The organism is Candidatus Acididesulfobacter guangdongensis, assembly GCA_004195045.1.
Taxonomy (GTDB): Bacteria; SZUA-79; SZUA-79; order Acidulodesulfobacterales; family Acidulodesulfobacteraceae; genus Acididesulfobacter; species Acididesulfobacter guangdongensis.
Window position 1 is genome coordinate 302,729 of record SGBC01000001.1, and the last position, 19,342, is coordinate 322,070.

16 protein-coding genes are annotated in these 19,342 nt (G+C 32.6%); 5 read left to right on the forward strand and 11 right to left on the reverse strand.

Going from position 1 to position 19,342, the window contains the following annotated elements; translation table 11 throughout:
- Positions 1 to 12: 12 nt before the first annotated feature.
- From EVJ46_01445 to rho, 5 genes are all read left to right on the forward strand, one after another.
- The gene (locus tag EVJ46_01445; protein ID RZD16930.1) at positions 13 to 978 is read left to right on the forward strand and encodes an RluA family pseudouridine synthase; all 966 of its coding nucleotides are present in this window, start codon (positions 13 to 15) and stop codon (positions 976 to 978) included.
- A 153-nt stretch (positions 979 to 1,131) separates the two neighbouring features.
- Positions 1,132 to 1,968, forward strand: coding sequence for a peptidoglycan editing factor PgeF (gene pgeF / locus EVJ46_01450; protein ID RZD16931.1), 837 nt, complete (start codon positions 1,132 to 1,134; stop codon positions 1,966 to 1,968).
- 46 nt (positions 1,969 to 2,014) lie between these two features.
- The gene (locus EVJ46_01455) at positions 2,015 to 2,620 is read left to right on the forward strand and encodes a dephospho-CoA kinase (protein RZD16932.1); all 606 of its coding nucleotides are present in this window, start codon (positions 2,015 to 2,017) and stop codon (positions 2,618 to 2,620) included.
- A 225-nt stretch (positions 2,621 to 2,845) separates the two neighbouring features.
- On the forward strand, positions 2,846 to 3,892 hold the full coding sequence (locus EVJ46_01460; GenBank protein ID RZD16933.1) for a GGDEF domain-containing protein: 1,047 nt from the start codon (positions 2,846 to 2,848) through the stop codon (positions 3,890 to 3,892).
- Between the two features lie 41 nt (positions 3,893 to 3,933).
- A complete protein-coding gene (gene rho / locus EVJ46_01465) occupies positions 3,934 to 5,199 on the forward strand; it encodes a transcription termination factor Rho (GenBank protein ID RZD16934.1) in 1,266 nt (421 codons plus the stop codon).
- A gap of 185 nt (positions 5,200 to 5,384) precedes the next feature.
- Here the strand turns inward: rho and EVJ46_01470 are convergent, their stop codons facing one another.
- The 11 genes from EVJ46_01470 to EVJ46_01520 form a co-directional block, all read right to left on the reverse strand.
- Complete coding sequence (locus EVJ46_01470; protein ID RZD16935.1) at positions 5,385 to 7,013, reverse strand: hypothetical protein; 1,629 nt, start codon at positions 7,011 to 7,013, stop codon at positions 5,385 to 5,387.
- Positions 7,014 to 7,188: 175 nt separating this feature from the next.
- Complete coding sequence (locus EVJ46_01475) at positions 7,189 to 9,087, reverse strand: ATP-binding cassette domain-containing protein (GenBank protein RZD16936.1); 1,899 nt, start codon at positions 9,085 to 9,087, stop codon at positions 7,189 to 7,191.
- An 82-nt stretch (positions 9,088 to 9,169) separates the two neighbouring features.
- Positions 9,170 to 10,339 carry a lipid-A-disaccharide synthase gene (gene lpxB / locus EVJ46_01480; GenBank protein ID RZD16937.1) on the reverse strand — a complete coding sequence of 390 codons (1,170 nt, stop codon included), beginning with the start codon at positions 10,337 to 10,339 and terminating at the stop codon, positions 9,170 to 9,172.
- 56 nt (positions 10,340 to 10,395) lie between these two features.
- Positions 10,396 to 11,202, reverse strand: coding sequence for an LpxI family protein (locus EVJ46_01485; GenBank protein RZD16938.1), 807 nt, complete (start codon positions 11,200 to 11,202; stop codon positions 10,396 to 10,398).
- A gap of 94 nt (positions 11,203 to 11,296) precedes the next feature.
- Entirely contained in the window at positions 11,297 to 12,067 is a 771-nt protein-coding gene (locus tag EVJ46_01490) for an acyl-ACP--UDP-N-acetylglucosamine O-acyltransferase (GenBank protein RZD16939.1), read from the reverse strand.
- A 93-nt stretch (positions 12,068 to 12,160) separates the two neighbouring features.
- A complete protein-coding gene (fabZ, locus tag EVJ46_01495) occupies positions 12,161 to 12,634 on the reverse strand; it encodes a 3-hydroxyacyl-ACP dehydratase FabZ (protein ID RZD16940.1) in 474 nt (157 codons plus the stop codon).
- Between the two features lie 103 nt (positions 12,635 to 12,737).
- Entirely contained in the window at positions 12,738 to 13,766 is a 1,029-nt protein-coding gene (gene lpxD, locus EVJ46_01500; protein ID RZD16941.1) for a UDP-3-O-(3-hydroxymyristoyl)glucosamine N-acyltransferase, read from the reverse strand.
- A gap of 294 nt (positions 13,767 to 14,060) precedes the next feature.
- Positions 14,061 to 14,585, reverse strand: a complete 525-nt coding sequence (locus EVJ46_01505; protein RZD16942.1) for an OmpH family outer membrane protein — start codon at positions 14,583 to 14,585, stop codon at positions 14,061 to 14,063.
- 39 nt (positions 14,586 to 14,624) lie between these two features.
- Positions 14,625 to 17,381 carry an outer membrane protein assembly factor BamA gene (gene bamA / locus EVJ46_01510; protein RZD16943.1) on the reverse strand — a complete coding sequence of 919 codons (2,757 nt, stop codon included), beginning with the start codon at positions 17,379 to 17,381 and terminating at the stop codon, positions 14,625 to 14,627.
- A 43-nt stretch (positions 17,382 to 17,424) separates the two neighbouring features.
- A complete protein-coding gene (locus EVJ46_01515) occupies positions 17,425 to 18,123 on the reverse strand; it encodes an ABC transporter ATP-binding protein (GenBank protein RZD16944.1) in 699 nt (232 codons plus the stop codon).
- On the reverse strand, positions 18,116 to 19,336 hold the full coding sequence (locus tag EVJ46_01520; GenBank protein RZD16945.1) for a lipoprotein-releasing ABC transporter permease subunit: 1,221 nt from the start codon (positions 19,334 to 19,336) through the stop codon (positions 18,116 to 18,118). The genes EVJ46_01515 and EVJ46_01520 overlap by 8 nt, the downstream gene beginning before the upstream one ends.
- Positions 19,337 to 19,342 lie beyond the last annotated feature (6 nt).

The following is a 19,342-nucleotide window of genomic DNA, read 5'->3' on the forward strand; positions in this document are numbered from 1 at the left end:
TAAAATATTAACATGGGACTAAAATCATTTTATTCTTCTGATGAAAAAATCCGGTTAGATATAGCGCTTACAAATAATTTAAATAATTTTACAAGATCGTTTATCAAAAAATTAATTGAAGCAGGAAACGTATCTGTAAATAATTTAATAACAAGAAAGCCCTCGCTGCTCATCAGAACAGGCGCGCTGGTTTCTGTTGATGAGCCTGAAATAAGGGAAGATACATTAAAACCTTTCGATTTTCCGATAGATATTATTTACGAAGATAATATGCTTGCAGTTATAAATAAACCTGCGGGTATTAGTGTACATCCTTCTAAAGGAGAACACGAAAAAACGCTGGTAAACGCATTAGTCGGTAAAATATCCGACCTGTCCGGCATCGGCGGTATCGAAAGACCGGGTATAGTTCATAGATTAGATAAAGATACATCGGGAATTATGCTGATAGCAAAGAACGATAAATCGCATAATGCGCTTGCTGAGCAATTCAAAAACAGGATTATTAAAAAAACCTATATAGCACTCGTATATGGCATTTTTAAGGAATCTGCCGGAAAGATAGAGGGCTATATTGAAAGGGATCCTAAAAATAAAATTAAAATGAAATTATCGCAAACTAACGGCAAACATGCGCTGACATCGTTTAAAACAATAAAGACAATAGACGGCATTATAAGCCTTTTAGAAATAAGTCCTCTTACCGGCAGAACTCATCAAATCAGGGTTTCTATGCTGGAAACCGGACATCCTATATTGGGCGATAAAATTTACAAAAAAATTGAATTTAAAAACAAAAATGAATTTAAACAGTTTAATTTTATAAGCAGGCAAATGCTGCATGCGTATAAAATATCTTTTATCCATCCCGAGACGGACCGTCTTATGATTTTTACTGCCAGACCGCCTCAGGATATGCTATGGGGATTGGAAAACACCGAATACTGTGCTGCACAACCAACGGTGGTTGATAATTAAACCGCTAAGGAAAAGGGGTCAGATTTTATTTTTTTGCATATAGAGTAGTTCAATTAACAAAGAAAATATTTGCAAAAAAATTAATCTGACACCTTTTCCGAGTAGATAACTTTAGTAGATAACTTTCTATTGCAGGATTAAAGAAATAACTAAATGCAAATACCATATAATATGCTATTTTTAAATAAAACAAATTATACAGACTGCGCCGTAGGCAAACAGAATAATAATCTTGTGCTTGGCTTTGGAGATAAAAACATTGATTTTCAGACAAAAAACATAACGGCAAGATTTGACCTGATAAAGCAGATAAGATTAAATTATCATATCGAAGATGAAAATTATTTCAATATTGCAGAATTAAATCAGGTCCACGGTAATGCCGTGATTTCTGTCGAGGAGCATAATACTGAGAAATTTTCTGAAAAAATAACAGACGCAGACGGTATTTTTACGTCTCTGAAACATTACTTATTGTGCATAAAAACGGCGGATTGCGTACCTTTGCTGTTTTATGATAAAATTTCGGGGACTATAGGAGCCGTTCATTGCGGATGGCGCGGTTTATACAGTGATATCTTAATTAACTCTGCCGATATGCTGAAACGTCACTATAATGCGAATATTGAAAATGTTGCAGTCGTTATAGGTCCCGGGATTTGCAAACATTGCTACACCGTTAAGGAAGATTTATATGAAAAATTTATAAATAAAGATATAAATTATAAAAATTACTTTGCGGCGAAATATGCCGGCACCGGAAACGGCGACTGCGCACACAGCGACAAACAAAATGTAAGTAATTGTGACAGTTTGGCGGAATATTTATTTGATTTAAAAGGATTGATAAAATATGTTCTTTCCGCTTCAGGATTTCGCAAAGAAAATATATGCGATACGGATCTTTGCACTTACGAAAATGAAAATTATTTCAGTTATAGAAAAAATAAAACAGCGCAAAGATTTGTGTCGTTTATCGGAAAATTATGACAATTATGATATTGATATATAAGTTAATAATCGGGAATTTTAAACATTGTTAAAAATCGGCTTAACAGGTTCTATAGGTTCTGGCAAAACTACCGTTTTGTCTTTTCTAAAAGATGCAGGATTTCTTACTATTAATCTTGACGAGTTATCAATATCGCTATTAAAAAAAAATACTGACGAATATAAAAAAACAGTTGATTTTTTTGGCAAAAACATTTTAAATAAAGATAGCGATATTAACAGAAAAGCTCTTGCGCAAATTGTTTTTTCGGATAAAATTAAAAAAAAGAAATTGGAAGATATTATTCACCCTGCATTAAGAAAAAAAACTAAAGATATTTTAGAACTGCATTGCGATTCAAAAATGGTCGTGATTGAAGGAGCCGTAATATTTGAATCGGGCTTTTATTCAGAAATGGATAAAATTATCCTTGTTATATGCGATTATTCCAAAAGATTAAAAAGAGCTATCTTAAGATTTACGTATGAAGATTTTATTAATAGAAATAAATTTCAATTTAATCAATCTTATAAAATTTCTAAATCCCATTTTATAATTAATAATAGTTACGGTTTAAAATTTTTGAACCCTCAAATATGTTTATTAATAAACTTTCTTAATAATATTAATAATAACAATACTAATAATTGATATATCGCCCATAAAATCCTGTTATATATAAAATATATAAATAAGTTATTTATTTTAATATGATTTTTGAATCTGCATGGTTATTGTTTATTGTTTGCAGAATAGAATTGCTATTCAAATTAAATATCGTCTAAATTATAAAAAAATACAAATAATATAAACAATAACGGATGAGTATGATTTTAACTAAATATAATTTGCATAAATAGGAGGTTATTAATATACATGAACAATAACAACAAAATAAAAGACTGCGAATATTCAGGTTTTAAATTTATTAAAGAACTTACAGAAGTGGCAGATCAAAATAAAACGTTAGAAGAAGTTCTGCATTTTGTAAATATTAATTTTGATTTTGTTTTCGGCGCTGCGGCAATCATGTTTTTAAGTATCAAAAATGATAAAGAAATTAAATTAATAAGTTCAAGGGGCATTGCACATGAGTATGCCGTAAAAATTCAATCGGATACTGACGAAAATTATGCCGAACATTTGATTGGTATGTTTAATAATAATAAATCTTTTTATGCAAATCTTAATGATGGTTCCTCAGAATCAAATTACATAAAAACAATAGATTTTGAACATAAAAACATAAAAGAATTATATGCTTACCAATTCGCGTCTGAATACGACAAAAACAATGTTTCTACAATCGCCGTCGTGTATTCCGTACAGGGCTTTAAGAATAGCGCAGATTGCACGGATGTGGATAAAAAACACACTTTTGACATTATTTTTTCAATACTTTCGTACATAATTAAAATAAAAAAATTCGACGAAGAAATTTTAGAATGTTCAAAATTTGATAACATATCCGGTCTTTACAATTTTAAATATTTTCATCAAAGATTATTTGAAGAAACGCTAAAAGCCAACAGCGAGCACGGCATTATGTCAATTACCTTAATGTCTATCAATAAATTAAATGAATTTAATTCTATATCAGGACACAAAGCCGGAGATACCGTCATAGGCTTTATAGGCAGCTTGATACAAAAACATATCAGAACTTACGATGTTGCGGCAAGATACGGAAACAAAATTATTATATGTTTCCCAAATTTAAACAAAACAGATGCAAAAAAAATTATCAGCGCTATATTTTTAGAAGCTCAGGATTATTTTATAAAGCAAAATAATAGCATTATATCTATGAATGCCGGCATCGCACAGTATCCCGATGACGGCGGCACTGAAAGAATTACAATAGATTTAGCGGAATCAAGAAGATTTGAGGCAAGAAGGAATTCAAAATGGAATATAATTTAATTTAATTAATTAATTATTTAAGATTAAGGAAAAAGGAAATTATGAATGTAAAAGAATTAACTACAAAGAAAATATCGGAACTGATGCCTATTGCTAAGGAATACCATATAGAGGGCGCCTCCGGAATGCGCAAGCAAGATTTGATTTATGCGTTATTACAGGCTGAAACCGAAAAAAATCAAACAACTGAAAAAAATGGGCTGATTACCGGCGAGGGCGTGCTTGAAATATTGCCTGACCAGTATGGTTTTTTGAGGTCTTTGGAATCCAATTATTTACACGGACCCGACGATATATATGTATCTCCTTCGCAAATCCGGAGATTTGGGCTTAGAACCGGGGACACCGTAAGCGGAATAATAAGACCGCCTAAAGACAATGAACGATTTTATGCTTTATTAAAAGTCGAAAGCGTAAATTTTGAAGACCCTGAAGTTGCAAAAGAAAAGATTTTATTTGACAATCTAACGCCTCTTTATCCGCAAGAAAAAATAAAATTAGAATTTGACCCTAAAAATATTTCAACAAGGATGATGGACTTGCTCATTCCGATAGGCAAAGGACAGAGAGCGCTTATAGTAGCTCCTCCGAGAACCGGAAAAACTATGCTTCTGAAAGACATCGCCCATGCCATTAACGCTAATCATAAAGAAATATTTTTAATGGTCCTTTTAATTGACGAAAGACCTGAGGAAGTTACGGATATGCAGAGGTCTATCAGCGGAGAAGTTATAAGTTCAACTTTCGACGAGCCGCCGCAAAGACATATCCAAATAGCGGAAATAGTTATCGAAAAAGCAAAAAGACTCGTAGAAGCAGGTAAAGACGTGGTTATTCTATTAGATTCAATAACAAGACTTGCAAGGGCTTATAACGTTACAATACCGTCTTCAGGCAAGGTGCTTTCCGGCGGTGTTGACTCAAACGCGCTGCATAAACCGAAAAGGTTCTTCGGGGCGGCAAGAAATATCGAAGAAGGCGGCAGTTTAACAATTATCGCAACTGCTTTAATAGATACAGGCTCAAGAGCGGATGAAGTCATATTCGAAGAATTTAAGGGCACCGGAAATCTTGAAGCAAATTTAGACAGAAAACTTGCCGAAAAAAGAATATTTCCGGCAATAGATGTTAATAAATCAGGGACAAGAAAAGAAGAACTTCTTATAGACAAAGATCAATTAAAAAAAATATGGGTTTTAAGAAAGGTTTTATCTTCGATGGACACCCCTGAAGCTATGGAATTTTTGATAGAAAAAATAAAAAATACAAAATCAAATGCAGATTTTCTTAATCTTATGAATAAATAGATAGCTATAAAACTATCAAAATTTTGGACTTTGGGCATATCTTATATATATTTATATCGCCTTACTTCGCTTCCATAAAATACAAAACTTTACTTATTTTATTTTGCAATTAAAAATTAATATTTCAATTTATTATAATATATCAATTGCAAAAAACATTAAAACGGCATAACGCTTTTTATGATTTAAGTTATTTTGCAAAAATTCATTAATAAATTTAAATTATTAAGCGATGAACCTTGATTTCTTTCTATAATTTCCAATGCCTTTGCAGATGCTTCAGACGATTTTTTTTCATTGTTAATAAAAGAATACACAGCGGTAAAAAGTTCTTCCGGATTAGCAGCCGCGATACCTGCGCCGGAAGATGCAATTTCATCGGCAATTTGTTGAAAATTTTCAACAAAATTTCCAAAAACAACGGGAACCCCGAAGGACAAAGGCTCAAGCATGTTATGTCCTCCGACCGCCGGGACCATGCTGCCGCCTATAAATGCAATATCTGCAATGCTGTATAATGTGTTTAGTATTCCCATTTTATCTATAAGAACAACGGAACTATTGCTGCAGCTATGCGTACAAGGCTTTATTTTTTTCGAATTTGCAATTATTTCATTTGCAGAATTACCCTCATGGCTACTATCTATTTTATAATTTTTATTATATTTGCTGCCATTAATAATTAAATCGGATACTTTAATGTAATTAAATTTATATTTTTTAATTAATTCATATACATACCGAAATCTTTCAGGATGTCTCGGCGCTATCATAAGATAAAATTTTATCTTATGGTTGTCTTTGCTTTCAACAGCTTCAGTTAATCTTACAAATAAATCCAATATTATCTGTTCTTCTTTTTCATGCGTACTGCCTGCAACAATTATCTTTGCAATACAACTTTCGCTATCCGATTTATTTTTCATTGTCTTAGCAAAAGCGGTATTGGCAGTATCAGTATTGAGTGACTTAATATTGCCGCTATCATAATTATCAGAACTGTCATAACCGCCATCATGCTGTTTGCCGTCTGCAATTCCGCTGTTATTTTGTGTAATGCCGGTAATTTCATCAATAGCCTCTATTATCGCATTCTTATACTTTATGCCCTCTTTTTTAAGTTTTTCTATTTCTTCTTTTTGCGCAATATCAAATTTCATATTGCCTGTTATATGCAATTTATATTCTTCTACACCTAATTTAATAAATTTATTGTAATAATCCTGTGATATGCATGCTGCCAAATCAACGCATTTAAATATATACGAGAAGAAAAATCTAAATTTATAATAATTTTTAAATGACTTCTCAGATAAACGCGCATTTAAAATAAAAACAGGCGTATTATTTTCGTTTAATTTATTAAACAGATTGGGCCATATCTCGGTCTCCATAGATATAAAGCATACCGGATTGAGCATCTTAATAATACTTTTAACTGAAAATAAGAAATCATACGGAAAATAAATCACCGAGACCGGCGTTCCGCTGAATTTTTTCACCGCATGAGCATATCCTGTTCTTGTTACTACCGAAAGATATATTTTTTTGTTATTAATACGCCGCAATAACAAATTAATAAAATAAAACGCAGCATTGACTTCGCCCACGGAAACCGCATGAATCCATATATATTTATTTTTTCCGATATTATTTTTATGATTTTTGGCAAAACTTAAATATGGCGCTAATTTGTAGAAAAAACCGGAAGCATGTTTATTTTTAATTAAATAAAAAACAAGCATAATAACTGAGAAAAAAGGCAGGCTTATATATAAAATAAGATTGTAAATAAAAAAATATAATTTTTTCATCTAAATAAGTTTAAGCTCCATTACTTTGCTTGCCAACTGACTTTTCCAAACGCCGAACATGATGAAACGGTGCATAGTTGCACCGGCGCATAAATGACATATCCTGCAGAACTGTATATTTAGTATATGATTTTATTTTTTTTATATACCCATGCCGGCTATCGGGTATTTACCGCTACTGCATTTGCTTAATTAGAACATTTTTATAGATACCGTCTATTCTAATTAATTCTTCGTGATTACCCTGTTCAACAATTTCTCCGTTTTCTATAACATATATGATATCCGCTTTTTTAACGGTTGAAAGTCTATGCGCTATGACAATCGCAATTTTATCCCTGCAGAGATTAAACAGGGCATCTTGAATATGTTTTTCCGATTCGTTATCCAACGAAGCAGTCGCTTCATCTAAAATCAGTATGGGAGCATTTTTCAAAAAAGCTCTTGCCATTAAAATCCTCTGCTTTTCTCCTCCCGACAATCTCAGTCCCGATTCATCGACTAAAGTATTATATCCTTCAGGGAGGTCAACTATAAAATCATGGGCATACGCAAGCTTAGCGGCGTTAATTATTAAACCGTCGTTAATTTTAATTTCATCTTCTTTTACATTATCGCTGCGCCCGCTATTATTGCGATTATCATCAGCTTCATTAACTGTTTTAAATCTATTTATATTTTCATGCTTTTTCTTATTATCACCAGAACTATCTAAGGAAACATGGGTACCGTATGCGATGTTAAACTTTACGGATTCATTAAACAGGGACACCTGCTGCGATACGTAAGAAATATTATCTCTTAATTCTTTCAAACTGTATGACGTTATGTTTTTGCCGTTAATTAATATTTCTCCCGCATCAGGCTGATAAAATCCGGGGAGCAGCATAGACAGGGTGCTTTTGCCTGCCCCTGAGCGCCCTACTATAGCAGCCATTTTCCCTTTTTCCGCGTTCAGATTGATATTTTTAAGGTCAAAACCGTTTTCTTTATTATAGCTGAAATATAAATTTCTTATTTGCAGATTTTCTATGTTTTTGGGCAAACTCTCGCCTTTATATATATCTTCAAAATTATCTTCCATTATTTCAAATACCCTTGACGACGCGGCAATGCCTTCCTGCAGATTATTATTAAGCCTTGACAGGCTTTTCACAGGCTCATATAGAAGTAAAATGGCTGTTAAAAATGAAAAAAAACTGCCGGGGGAATATCCGTATTTTATAACCTGCAGACCGCCGAGAAATATTATAGACGACACGGCGATTCCCCCGACTAATTCCACGAACGGAACTGTAATACCCTTAATTTTAGTCATTCTTATAAGAAATCTGTACAGCCTGTCGGAAAGTTTTTTAAACCTGCCTATTTCAAATTCTTGCATATTGTACGCTTTGACTACCCTTAAATTTGAAATAGTCTCGTCAAGAAATTTCGTAATATTGCCCATTTCATTTTGTGTATCAATACTGGTTTTTCTAGTTTTTTTTCCAAGAAGGGATACCGGTATTATAGCTATCGGAAAAAGTACAAATACTGCAATCGCAAGCTCAAAATCCATATAGAAAATAACCGCCAGAAGAATTATAATTGTAAGTATATCTTTTGCTATTGCGCTTAGGGCATTTGAAACGGTATGCTGAATAAGATTGATATCGTAAGTTATTCTTGCTATAAAAACGCCGGTGGGAATTTTATTAAGTTTCGATATCGGAAGATTAACAATAGATTTATAAACGTCATTCCTGATATTTTTTATTATATTTTGCCCGACATATCCGGTATAATACGCTTCCATATAATAAAAAATTCCTTTAGCTATAAATATAGCTATAACTAACAGCGGTATCAAAATAAGTTCGGAAAAATTTTTAGAAACAAATATGTCGTTAATAAGCGGTTTAACTATGTACGCAAGTATTCCGGTCAGCAAAGAAACTAAACTCATGCTTATTAAAGCCATAAGCAGGCGATTTTTATAAGGCCGCATATACGGCAGAAGTTTCTTCAGTATTATGTACGACTGCCTTTCGTCTTTATTATTTTTCTTAATATTCGTTTTCTTTTTAAACATAACTTTTATTTTGATTGATTATTTATTTATCATATTCTACTCTGCTATATCCTATCCTAATTTTATCCTGTTTTATTTTATTTTATATTCTGAAAATATTTTTATTTATAATTGCTGCGGTTTCTTTAAAAGGATTTTTTATAGAATCTAAAATTAAAATAGTTTCTTCTATTTTTGAAATTACCATTTTTCTATATTCATCATTTTTTAAATATTTTGCTGTTTCTTTATACACATTTTCGGCAGTAAATTGAGATTCGACTAATTCCGGCACTACCCTTTTTCCGGCTATTATATTTATCAGTCCTATGTCTTTTACTTTAACAATAAGTTTTGCGATTAAATATGTTAAATAATTTAAGTAATAGATTATTATAACAGGTTTTTTAAACATTGCGGCTTCCAATGAAGCAGTCCCTGATGCGACGATTATTACGTCGCTCTGCAGAAGAGAATCTTCAAAATAATTTGATATAAAATAGCTTTCTTTCGGTAATTTTGATTTCTCTAACGCTTTTTCTAAAATAGACGAATCTATTCCTTTCCTGAAAGGAAATATAAATAAAGCGCCGGGGTAGTTAAAAAGTATAAGCTCGGCTGATTTTATAATCCTCGGACTATGATATTTTAATTCTGATTTCCTTGAGCCGGGTAAAAAAGAAATTATAGGATATTTGTTTTTAATATCTTTATTTTTAGAATTTATATTTTTATCTATCTTGTGTATATTTATAGTTTTTTGTAATTCATCTAATCTGTATTTAATGGGGTTTCCGCTATAATACGCCTTTATGCCTTCGTCTTTATATATTTTTACTTCAAATGGAAATATGACTATTACAAATTTTATATATTTTTTTATAAAATATATTCTTTTATACCTTGATGCCCATAATTTTGGAGGAACATAATATACGACGGGAATATTCAACCGATAGGCATATTTGGCAATTTTAAAATTAAATGTAGGAAAATCGACAAGAATTATCAAATCTGGTTTATTTAATTTTATCCATACTAAAATACGTTTTAATATTTTTTTTATAACCGATATTTTCAGAATTACTTCTATAAAACCCATTACTGCAAGTTCATTTATATCTGCTATAATTTCTGCGCCTTCCGATTTTAAGTTTTCGCCGCCCATCGCATAAAAATCGGTATCAGGTCTAAGTTTTTTAAATTCTTTAATTAAACCCGACGCAAGCCAGTCTCCTGAAAGCTCCCCCGATACTATTAATATTTTTCTCACTTAGCAATTTTCTATATTCAAAATTTGTTTGACTATTAACATTTATTTGCGCTAAACTAAATAACATAAACCGCAATACCGTAATCATTGGATTTCTTAATAAATTCCTGTTTATTGATTATTATAGTATTTTTTTCAAAGGCTAAACATACGCAGCCCGAATCATTCATAGCATCCAATGTACCAGACCCTACCGCCGGTATGTCAAATCTCAAATCTTGCTCCGGTTTGTTTACTTTTACGACAACAGCGCCTCCGCAAGCCAATTTACCGCCTCTTAGAATTGTTTCATCCGTTCCTTCAATAGCTTCTAATGCCATTACCGATGAATCTTTGATAACCGCAGTCTGCCCTATATCAGCCCCTGCTATTAATTTAGCTGCATGATATCCGAAATTAATATCCGCCAATTCCTTAGAAGACGGTTTGCGCGCGGATAACTTTCCCTGTTCTGGAAATATCGAATGTAAATATTTAGTTTGCGGTACTATGATTAAACCTTCTTTTTCTAAATATTTACATATAGCATTTAAAATTGTATCGTCTTTTTTATCTTTAAGGGATAAAAAAAGGGTAATAGCTTTAAGGTCAGGCTTTATTTTTTTAAACATCAACGTTTTTTTAACCTTGCCTGCCATAATAATTTCATTAACATTTTCAGATTTAAAAAATTTTATGAGTTTCCCGAGTTCTCCAACGCTTATATATGCAATAGCATCGGCGCAGTCCTTTAAACTTTCTCCTGCTTCTTCCGCAATTGCGCATACGCAGACATAGAAATTTTGCGACTTAAGCTCCTTAATATACAAAAGCGGAAATTCTCCGTAACCTGCAATTAAACCTATTTTTTTTTGTTCCGTCATAAAATTATTTTTAAATGAATATTTTTTAATATTATTAATTATATATTAATGTTCTTTATAACAAGCATATTAATTAATTGATTATTTTGCCGTCTTATCTTGTTATACCGCGCTTAGAAGTCAAAATGAACTCTATAAATTTTTCTATAATCGGGCTGATATCAATTTCGTTTTTAATTTTATCGATAGCATTTTTAATCGTCAATTTAGACCTATATACTATTTTGTATGCCTTCTTAACATTTTCTACTTCTTCTTTTGAAAAACCTCTTCTTTCAAGCCCTATTTTATTTATACCGTAAATTTTGGCTCTGTCGCCGGATGTTATAAGATATGGAGGAATATCCTGCACTACCATAGTTCCGCCTGATATCAAAGCAGATTCGCCTATTTTTGTAAATTGATGTATAGCGCATAAACCGCCGAGTATAGCAAAATCTTGAATCTCCACGTGACCTGCAAGAGTCGCGTGATTAGCTAATATCGCATGATTCCCGATAATGCAATCATGCGCAACGTGCGTTGACATCATAAAAAGATTAAAATCACCGACAACGGTAACATTATTTCCCGTTACGGTGCCCGGATTGAATGTGGCGTATTCTCTGATTATATTATTATTACCTATAAGCAGCTTTGTATCTTCGCCCTTATATTTTAAATCTTGGGGAATAGAACCGATTGACGCAAATTGAAATATTTTGTTATCATCGCCTATTTCGGTATTGCCTTCTATGACAACATGAGAAGCAATTTTATTATTTTTTCCTATTTTTACATTATCTTTGATTATACAATATGGACCTATTTCGGTAGAATCGTCAATAATTACGTTCTCTCCTATTATTGCAGTTTTGTCTATCATAGTCTGACAAATATTTTTAATTTAATTTAATTTAATTGAATTATTTATTTATTTATTTTTGATTACGGACATTTTATTTTTTACGCAATATTTTTAGGGTGCAACAAAAGATGCCATGAGATTTGCCTCGCAGCATAATATATTATCTACCGATGCAGTACCGCGAAACACCCATATCATCTGTTTTTTCTTAATAAGTTCCACGTTTAAAATTATAGTACTGCCCGGAAGTATGGGTTTTCTAAATCTGGCTTTATCTATTCCCATAAAATATGTCAACATATCTTTCATAGCATCGTCTTCGGCAGTTTTATAAGCTAAAATACCGCCTGCCTGAGCTAACGACTCTAAAATTAAAACCCCCGGCATAACAGGATGATTAGGAAAATGACCTTGAAAAAAAGGTTCGTTCATGGTTGTATTTTTTATAGCTTTAATAGACTTTCCTTTCTCAAGACCTATAACTTTATCTATGAGAAGAAACGGAAATCTATGAGGAAGAAGGCTCATTATCTCCTTGATATCCATAATATAAGAAGATGGTTCAGGTGCGGTTTTATTATTCATATTAACAATACCTTATATATAATTTAATATTGCAAGATATAATCAATCGTATCAAGATATAATCCATGTAGCAATGCGGAAATACAACTATTTAAGATAATCTTTATATCTTTTTTATTTTATTAAATAGTTCAGGCAGTTTTTTAAATAATACCATAGAGACGCGCCATTCTTTAATCGGTATTGCCGGAGAACCCGCAACGACTTCATTGTCTTTGATGTCATGCGATATGCCCGATTGCGCAGCTATTATCACGTTATCTCCTACAGTTAAATGTCCTGCTACCCCGACTTGACCGCCCATAATAACATTATTCCCGATGACGGCGCTCCCTGCAATGCCGGTTTGAGAGGCAAGAGCGCAATTTTCACCTATTGAAACATTGTGAGCAATTTGAACAAGATTATCTATTTTTGTTCCTTTTTTTATAATAGTAGAACCTATTGCCCCTCTGTCTATTGAAGTTGAAGCGCCTATCTCTACGTCGTCTTCCAATATAGTATTGCCAAGATGTATTATCTTAACATATTCTTTCCCGTCTTTAGCATACCCGAAGCCGTCGCTTCCAATGACTGAGCCCGCATGTATAATGCAATTATTGCCTATGATAGATTTGCTGTAGACGGTAACATTCGGATAAATAGTAACATTATCCCCTATTATAACATTTTGTCCTATAAATACTCCCGGCAAAATTTTGCAGTTCTCACCTATTCTGGACGCTTTTTCTATATAAACATTAGGATATATAACCGTACCTTCCCCTATGAGTGCTGTTTTATCTATAAAATCATTGTCCAATACAAATCCGTTTGATGATTCAACGTTATCTGCGCTATAAAACAATTGAGTCATTCTGGCGAAAGCCAGATAAGGATTTTTTGTATCTAGAATTGCAAATTTTAAATTAGTCGGAAGTTCATCCTTTAACAGAGAAAAATCCATTATAACTGCGGCAGCATTTGTTGTATTTAAATATTTTATGTATTTCCTGTCCGCAATAAAACTTATTTCATCGCCGTTAGCATCTTTTAAAGAATTAATATTCTTAATTTTATAATCGGCAAAGTTTTCTTTGCCGATTATATTCAGAGATAGTAATTTTGCAATTTCTGCTATGGAATAAGACATTTTAAATATTTATATTATATATAATAATATTAATTACGTTTATATTATAACTCATACTTTTTTTATCGGAAAAGGTGTCAGATTAATTTTTTTGCAAACCTTTTCTTTGTTAAATGAACTATTTCATATGCAAAAAAAATAAAATCTGACACCTTTTCCTTTTAATGAATTTTACAATAAACCTAAATTTTAAACGTATTACTGCAATACTATTCAGATTAACTGATATTTATATCTCAATTTATATTTTAAAATATATACAATACATTTAAGCATTTTACAGCTTAAATTTAATTATTTAGAATTCATCTGATTCAGAACCTGATTTGTAATATCAATAGAATTAACTCTGTAAACTACACCCGGACTGTCAACAACAAGCAGATAGCCTTTTTGTTTCGCAATATTAGTTATTATTGCTTTAACCTTTGCAATAATTCCTCTCAGCAGATTAAATCTTTTTTCAGAAATAACACCCTGTACGTGCCTTTCCTCAGAGGAAAAACTAGTTATATCCGTTTCAAATTCTTTAGTTTTTTTCAGTTTTTCCGCTGAAGACATTATTGACGAATTCTGTTTTAAATCATTATGCAGCGAGGTTATTTTTTGTCTCAGGGCGCTTAATTTTGCCTTATACTTTATTACTAAAGAATGAAGAATAGAATTAGCTTTTTTTCCCTGTTTTGACATTGAAATTACTTTTTGCATATTTACAACTGCAATTTTAGAACCGGCAGCTTCAGCTTTTGAAGTATTGCTTAAAAAAACCATCACAAACATTAAAATTAAAATAGAAAAAATTAAACTTATCCTTTTCATAAAACCTCCGATTGTTTTTTTGTTTTATATAAAATTATTTTAGAATCCGCCAAAACCTTCTCCCATACTGAATTGAATTCTAGTGCTGGAATTGCCGTTAATGGGTGAACCTAATATTTTGCCGTAAGTTATCTCGATAGGTCCGAAGGGCGAATACCAGTTAAATCCGACGCCTGCCGCCTCATCAAGATCAAACAGGTTAACCTTCTGCGATGTTGTCCATGCATTACCTGCATTCCACCATAAAAATCCGTAGAATCCCATTTTTTTCAGAATAGGAATAAGATATTTTGTTCCGACCGTGAACATTTTTGTACCGCCATAGAGCAATCCGTTTTCTGAAGGTCCGACAGAATCGTACATAAATCCAAGAAGAGGATATGTATTCGTTATGCCGCCGACAAAAAATCTTTGATAGATAGGCAGCGGAACACTTGGATTTGTAGTTTCTATATATCCTGCTTGTCCGCTAGCCATAAAAGACGTTCCCCACCATAAAGGGATATAATGGTTTTCTTGAGCGGTTAATTTCACAAAATCGTCGTTTCCGCCTATCGGAGGACCTGCAAAACTTGCCCTGAAACTTGCCATATCTCCTGCCGTAGGAACCATAGGATTGTTAAGAGTATTATAAACGGTAGTAAAAGATAATTCGCTTGTCAACAGACTTCCCTGCGGCAATATATTATCCAATCCCGGAATTATTACAGAGTTGTCCTGTTCGAGCAAATATCTTACGTATTCCGTAATCAATTGTTTATACAAAGGATAACCGACAGTGACGGAACCTCCGAGTGTCCGGTATGCAAATTCATAGTAAAGAGAATTAAACGTGTCGTATAGTGATACATCTAAAGAAAGAGGCTTCCCGTAAAGATATGTAAGATATGGCTGTAATACGTTAAGACTGTACGATTGATAAGGACCTCCAACCTGAGCATTCAGCGAAGCAGATATGCCGGTTCCAAATAAATTTGACTCGGATATCGAAGCTATAGCCATAAATGCAGTAGCCGAACTATAACCGCCTCCGATAGTAAATTTGCCGGTATTTTTTTCTTTTACATGGACCTTAACATTTAATATGCTTTCTCCCGGAACTTTTTCCGTGGTTATGGTAACATGCTTGAAATACTGCAAATTTTTCAGATTGGTTCTGGATATTTTAATAAGCTCCGGATTATATTTTTCGCCGGGGTATAGCGCCAGCGCCCTTAAAATGACATAGCTGTATGTTACATCGTTACCGGTTATAGTAATCTTCCCAAACCTTGCTATTTTACCCTTGTGAATCGTAAGTTTAACAAAAACAGACCTTTTTTTTCTGTTTATTTTTATTGACGGCTCAACATTTGCAAATGCGTATCCCCTGTAGGTCAAATATTTTGTGACCTCTAGAATATCCTTTTCTATCATTTTTCTGTTAAAGATATTGCCTGCTTTAGTCTTTAAAAGTTTGACGATAGCATTATATTCTTTAATATGCTTGTCTTTATTTTTTATTATAACGTCCACGTCCGATATCCGATATTGGGGACCTTGATGCACAGTCAATATTATTTTTACAAATTTTTTATTTTTTGAAAAAATAAATTTAGGTTTTTTTACGCTTACCTCAATATAGCCGTGGTTATAATAAAAACTTAAAAGTTTAATAATCTGATTGTTTAATTTTGCTTTCTCAAATTTTCCGGCGCCCGTTATCCATGTAAGTATATTAACGGTTTTAATATTCATAATTCCTAACAATTTTGACGAAGGATAAGACGTATTTCCCTTTAAGATTACCTGCGATACCATAACAGGAGAATTCTGATTTATGGCAAAATTCAAACCTACGTAATTTCCGGGAAGTTTTGTCTTATTAAGTTTAATTTTGGCATTGTAATATCCTTCTGCAGAATAAAGAAATTTTAATATTTTCAGCGCTTTAAACCCTTCGTAAGCGCTGTATGGAGTGTCAGACTGAATATTTAATATTTTTTTTATTTTTTTAACGGATATAGAACCGTTTCCAGTATATTTGACATATTTTATATACGGCCTTTCGGAAACTATAAAAGTTAAAATCAGCCCTTTATATGAAGGCTTAACATTAACGGTTATATTTCTGAAATATCCGGTTTTGTATAATTTTTTAATGCTTTCGTTTATTTTTTTTATGGAATATGCGCTGCCTTTCTTAAGCAATATATCGTTGAGTATAAAACCTGTACCTACCCTTATATTTCCTTCTACGCGTATCGCGTATATGTCTTTATCTTTAGAAAATTTATGGTGTACTGCAAATACATATTTTTGCTTATTATAATTTACCGCTATAAGCGAAGATACTTTATGAGCCAAAAGTCCGATATTTTTATTTAACGACCTTTCTCCGACGCCGATATATCTTAATGTTTTTGAATGATAAATATTTTTTAAATTAACGAGCATGGCATGCAGTCTATATTGCGAGCCGAATCTTGCAATGCTGCCGGTAATAATATAGTCGGATTTATATAGCCTGCCTAATTTTTTAATTCTTACTAGATTAATTTTTTTATCAAAATTAAAATAAGGAGCTTTCGTAAGATTTGAATAGGCTAATACAAAATATGGTTTGGCAGATTTTATATATTGCAAAAAAGTTCTCTTGAAGGTTTTGTCGATATTTGACGGAACGGGTCTGCCTTTTTGATGAAAAAATCCCGTAAAAACATTTTTGTTATTTATAGATGCATAGGCAATACCGTTAAAACTCAGAAAAATAATAAGAATTAAAAGCGTGTATGTAATAATTTTGTTATATCGCATAATTTAATTAAGTTATCAAATAAAAAAAAACAAGTCAATTAATTTAATATTTTTTTATAGAACCGTTCTCAATAGTAATTTTAATATTCATCATATTGGAAAAATTTGAATCGTGAGTGACTACAATCAATGTTTTATTGTATTTTTCTTTTAAATCTAAAATTATCTTCTGCAAAGATTCTGCCTGCCTCGGGTCTAAGTTTCCTGTCGGCTCGTCCATGAGGATAACTTTAGGATAGGCTACTAAAGCTCTTGCTACCGCCGTCCTCTGCTGTTCTCCGCCGGATAGCATATACGGTTTAAAATATAATCTATGTTCAAGACCAAATTCGCATAAATAATCCTTAGCTTTTTTTAACGCCGATGCTTTAGCTTCTCCTTTTATAAATAAAGGCATAGCAACATTTTCTACACAGTTAAATTCGTTAAGGAGATAATGAAATTGAAAAACAAACCCGATATTTTCATTGCGAAATCTTGCAAGACGGTTATCCGACAAATTATTAACATCTATATCGTCAAAAAAATTTACCGTGCCGGAGTCCGGTTTTAAAAGACATCCCATTATGTGCAGCAGTGTGCTCTTTCCTGTTCCGGATTCTCCCGTTATTGCAATAGAGTCGCCGTATTTTATATCTATTCCGGTATTTTTCAGCACTATTACTTCATCATTGTTTGCTCCGGCTTTAAAAATCTTAGAAATGTTGCTGAGAGAAACTGCATTTTTAAAATTTTCATTCATATCTTACGCCCTCTGCAGGGTCAATTTTACTTGCTTTGTATGACGGATAAATTGTGGCTATAAAACTGAGCAGCAATGCAGAAACGCCTATTACAAGAAATTCATCGACGGTCATTCTTACGGGTAAATCGGTTATATAATAGACAGACGACGGCAGTTTGATTATATGATAAACTTCCTCAATATAACTGATTAGAAAACCTGCGCTTAAACCTATAAATGTTCCGATTAATCCGATTACGACACCCTGAATTATAAAAATTTGCATTATATTTTTTGAACTTGCCCCTATAGATTTTAATATTGCTATATCCTTTCTTTTTTCCATTACAACCATTATCAGCGTAGATATAATATTAAATGCCGCAACCAGCACTATTAACGAAAGAATAACAAACATCGTAAGCTTTTCAAGTTTTAATGCGGCAAACAGGTTTTTATTGAGCTGCTCCCAGCTTAGAGCATAATAAGGAGAATGTAAAGTTTTGTCGATAGCGGCAGCAACCGGCATTGCGTTATTGATATTATAAAGCTCTACTTCCATGCCTGTCACTTCATTATGACTTAATCCGATAAAATTTTGCGCATTTTTTAAAGAAATAAAAGAGAATGTGGAATCATAGTTATACATACCGCTATTCATAATGCCGCCGACAATAAATGTTTCCGATTTTGGCATTATACCGAAAGGAGTAATTTCTCCCTGCGGAGAGATAACGCTTATTTTGCTGCCTATTTCAACCCCAAGCCTTTGGGCTAAAACTTTCCCGAGAATTATTTCGTTATGTTTCTTATTGTTTAAAGATTGCAGACTGCCTTTTATAATATATTTGCCAATATTGGTAGCTTTTGATTCGCTTCCGATATCTACTCCTCTAAGCACGCTTCCGGCAGATGTTGTGTCGGATGACAGCATAACATCTGTATATATAAAAGGGGCAACCTCTTTGACGCCTTTTATTTTACGTATCTTTTTAGTAATCTGTCTGTAATCCGGTATTAATCCGCCATAATTTAAAACGACTACCTGGGATTCTATGCCTACAATTTTTTCTTCCAGCGCATGGTCAAAACCGTTCATGACTGAAATTACTACAATAAGAGCCATAACACCTATCGCTATTCCGGCTATTGAAATAAAACTCAGAAGGGATATGAAAGAATTCCCCTTCGGTTTCAGATAATGCAATGCAACTTTTGTTTGAAAATTCATAAATTT